This window comes from Paraburkholderia diazotrophica, from assembly GCF_900108945.1.
In the GTDB taxonomy this organism is placed as follows: domain Bacteria; phylum Pseudomonadota; class Gammaproteobacteria; order Burkholderiales; family Burkholderiaceae; genus Paraburkholderia; species Paraburkholderia diazotrophica.
The window spans coordinates 1-2,001 of sequence record NZ_FNYE01000102.1 but is presented as its reverse complement, the minus strand read 5'-3'; the positions used below and the strand labels follow the sequence as shown (position 1 = coordinate 2,001).

At 57.9% G+C, this 2,001-nt stretch carries 3 protein-coding genes; all 3 read right to left on the bottom strand.

Annotated elements, in window-relative coordinates:
- Positions 1–199: 199 nt before the first annotated feature.
- The gene (locus tag BMW76_RS40015; RefSeq protein WP_090874169.1) at positions 200–481 is read right to left on the bottom strand and encodes a hypothetical protein; all 282 of its coding nucleotides are present in this window, start codon (positions 479–481) and stop codon (positions 200–202) included.
- A 508-nt stretch (positions 482–989) separates the two neighbouring features.
- Positions 990–1,673: a hypothetical protein gene (locus BMW76_RS40010; RefSeq protein WP_177200641.1), complete on the bottom strand. Its 684-nt coding sequence runs from the start codon at positions 1,671–1,673 to the stop codon at positions 990–992.
- 9 nt (positions 1,674–1,682) lie between these two features.
- Positions 1,683–2,001: STAS domain-containing protein (locus BMW76_RS40005; RefSeq protein WP_143062466.1), on the bottom strand; the 319-nt coding region annotated here is incomplete at its 5' end.

Genomic DNA, 2,001 nt, shown 5'->3' with positions numbered 1-2,001 from the left:
CTCATAGGGCCTCGACTCAGGACAGGTAACGCGACGACCTTGCGCCCGCTGCCGACGTGGACTGCCGGCATGCTACGCTACCCTTCAGTTTATGCGGCACATCTCAAGTTCAGTATTGGACTTTGGTCGCGTATCCTCGAAGCGCTCACCCCATGCGCATCGGTGCGAGCAACTTCGGGAACTCGATGAAGACTGCTACTTACTGGTTTGTTCCTGACCCATATCGCGCTGCGGCGATCGCGGCATCCCGTTCCTTCTTCGCTTCCGCCTTCTTGTGGTCATAAGTCTTTTTCGCCGCGGCCACCTTCTTTTCATAGACGCGATTTGCAGCCGCTTCCTCCTGGCGCATCTTCACGATTGCATCGTTGCTCCCCACTTGAGTTTCATGAGCGGTCGGCGTCGTCGTGGATTCGTTCTGTGCCCAAGCCGTCGACGCGCACGCCACAACCGCGCCAGTCAAGATGAGTGTCATGAGCTTCATGGTTTTCTCCTGGATCTGAACTCATATCGCGCGTCCGCCGTCATGAAAATTAAACGCATCAACGGGACATGAAGATGTTTGTGTAAAAGCACTCAGCAAAGCTGAGAATCGTAACAAGGTGGTCGCCACAGAACCTAAGGTCCGTTCGCCGTGATACGCGACGGATCCCGCCAGCCCACGCCCTTGTGTCCGGATTTCAGACGGGCGCGAGTCTGGTCGACTGCAACACCAAAGGTCGGCAGTGAAGTCGAATCGGCTCCTGGCACATTCAGAATACCGGGGGGCGCACTCTGTCAATTGATCTGAATCAACGCCGATTTCGCCGTTATCAGACCATTCAACGCGGCGGTACAGTCATCTCGTGGAGCGCAGTGACGCCCCGCATCCGACGAAGATGCCGGCACCTTGTGCGTATTTTGACGTCCGCTTGATACATCGAAATTTCCGTCGAACTACAGTCTAAAAAAGTGCAATTGTGGGGATGCAGTTCAATTCCAGGCAGGCGGAATTAGCGCAAAGGAACTCTGTCACGCGAGATACGAATCGCCGTGGCTTCCACGAAATCGACACGTACACTGTCGCCGACTTTGAGCCCTTGCAACAGACCATCGGATGACGCTTCCAACGTGACCGTCCGGGTCGCGCCGCGCAGGGTTAACTGGTGCCGGTCGCGATCGATGTGTTCGACGGTCGTTATCGCCTGGACCCGGTGCATTGACAACGACGAGTCCACCGATTGAGCAGTGGTAAATCCGCTATCGACACGTTCCCGTATTCCATTCGACGACACCTGGTCCGCGCGAAGCAGAAGCGCGCGGCTATACGTGATGGACACGGAGTCACCCGCCTTGAACGTGCTGACATCGCCAACAGATCGGTCAACCACGACATCAATGGGTTCGCCATTCTCTTGCAGAAGCGTGACGCTGTTACGCTCTGCATCAATTTCGAAGATGATCGCTTTCATCTGCGTGATGCTCTTGCCCGAGAACTGTCTCGTCTGCTCGTGCTTCGGCGCGGCCTCTTCACTGACAGCGTCGACCGTCGCCGTTGTGCCTGTCAATAGCACGGCAACGGCCCACACCGACGACGAGACATAACCGATCACGCTGTATCTTCGGTTCCATGCCATGCCAATCTCCCGTGGCAGATGCAAGAATTCGGCAACCCGAGCGCCCATCTGCGTCGCCATACGACGGATTCACGCTTGCTCGCCTGCGCTAGCCGGAGTCCCGGTCGCTGTGCCGTCCGAAGTCGCGACCTTCGTGTCGGCCTCGTGCAGGAACGCTTCCACGACATCATCCACCGACACGCGCCGCCCGAAATCGCCGATCTGCTGTTCAAGACCTTCTGCGCGCAGGATGTCGCGTGCGTCGGCGTGGGCCGCGACAATCCGCAGACGCATCCCGCTCTTGACAAGATCCGCATGCAACGCGGTGAGCATCCGCGCGCCCGCGATGTCCACCGCAGGAGAGCTGGACAGGTCGCATATCACCAGCTCGATGGGGCTCGTGCTCGAC